The organism is Sphingorhabdus sp. (genome assembly GCF_040079335.1).
Taxonomy (GTDB): Bacteria; Pseudomonadota; Alphaproteobacteria; order Sphingomonadales; family Sphingomonadaceae; genus Sphingorhabdus_B.
The window spans coordinates 1-1,686 of record NZ_JBEBKL010000136.1; the positions used below are offsets into that span (position 1 = coordinate 1).

The 1,686-nt window shown below is 57.4% G+C and carries 2 protein-coding genes; both read left to right on the forward strand.

From position 1 onward, the window contains the following. Window positions 1-601 (forward strand): LytTR family DNA-binding domain-containing protein (locus ABL922_RS14865; protein WP_349024986.1); only part of this gene is annotated, 601 nt, incomplete at its 5' end. Window positions 602-751: 150 nt separating this feature from the next. Beyond that, entirely contained in the window at window positions 752-1,642 is an 891-nt protein-coding gene (gene yghX / locus ABL922_RS14870; RefSeq protein WP_349024987.1) for a YghX family hydrolase, read from the forward strand. The last annotated feature ends 44 nt before the right edge of the window (window positions 1,643-1,686 follow it).

Genomic DNA, 1,686 nt, shown 5'->3' on the forward strand with positions numbered 1-1,686 from the left:
GCAAGGCGTGATGGATATCGACCCGCCTTTGTTTGTCTTTGTGACGGCCTATAGCGACCACGCGATTAAAGCGTTTGAAGCGCAGGCGGTCGATTATCTGATGAAGCCTGTCGAGCAAGACCGGCTGGCCGACACGATGGACCGGGTACGATCCCGCCTTGCCGACCGGCGGACAGCCGAAGAGGTGGAGCGGCTGCGCAGCGTCATCAACGAAGTCGCGCCCGATGCGGTTGGCAACATGCCGCCGCCCGATGAAGAAATGGCGACCAGCCGTTTTGAGAAGCTGATCAATGTCAAAGATCGCGGGCAGATTTTCCGCGTCGATGTCGATACGATTGAGCGGATTGAGGCGGCGGGTGATTATATGTGCATCATCACCGCAGACACGTCGCTGATCCTGCGCGAAACGATGAAGGATCTGGAAAAACGCCTCGACCCGCGCACATTCCAGCGGGTGCATCGGTCGAAGATTGTGAACCTCGATCTGGTGCGTCAGGTGAAGCCGCACACCAATGGCGAGTGCTTTTTGGTGCTGGAATCAGGCGCGCAGGTGAAGGTTTCGCGGTCGTATCGGGATGTCGTTGCGCGGTTTGTGCATTGAGTTCCATCTCGGCTAACACTCCGTCGCCCCAGCGCAGGCTGGGGCCCATCACGTCTCTCAGTTTAGACCGACAGGCGAGATAGGCTCCAGCCTTCGCTGGAGCGACGGTTTTGGTTCGCGACATTTATATTTCGAAAGGAGCTGTTGAAAATGACCACCCGCAAAACCGCCGCCGATTTCCATCCGGCGATCCTCGAAATTTTCGATGGCTATGTGCACGGCAAAGTCAGCAAGCGGGAGTTTATAACACAAGCTGGCAAATTTGCCGCAGCGGGCATTACCGGCGCTATGATATTCGACCAGTTGCGGCCAGATTATGCGCTGGCGGCGCAGGTTCCGGCGGACGATCCGGCGATTATTACCGAACGGCCCAGCGTGCCCAGCCCCAAGGGGAACGGAGCAATCTCTGGGCTACTTGCGCGGCCCGCAAAGGCTAAAGGCAAAATTTCCGCCGTGCTGGTGATCCATGAAAATCGCGGACTCAACCCCTATATAGAGGATGTCGCGCGGCGGCTGGCCAAGGCGGGCTATCTGGCCTTTGCGCCCGACGGGCTAACGTCGGTCGGCGGCTATCCGGGCAGCGATGACAAAGGCCGCGAGCTGCAAGCCGCGCTTGACCCGAAAAAGCTGTTTGAGGATTTCGTCGCCTCGTTCGATTTTCTGCGTCTGCACAGCCAATCGACCGGCAAAGTCGGTGCGGTCGGGTTTTGCTATGGCGGCGGAATTTGCAACGCTCTTGCCGTCGCATGCCCTGAACTCGCCGCATCAGTCCCCTATTACGGACGCCAACCAAAGGCCGACGAAGTGCCATTTATCAAAGCGCCATTACTGATCCACTACGCCGAAAACGACGAACGCATCAACGGCGTGTGGCGCGATTATCAGGCGGCATTGATTAAGCACGGCAAGCAATATGCCACGCATTTCTACCCCGGCACGCAGCATGGTTTCCACAATGATACCACGCCGCGATACGACAAAGCGGCTGCGGAATTGTCGTGGGACCGGACCTTGACGTTTTTTGGGAAGTATTTGCGCTGATAAGCTGCGCTTTTTTGTTTAACGGGAAGGGCGCGAAGATTTTG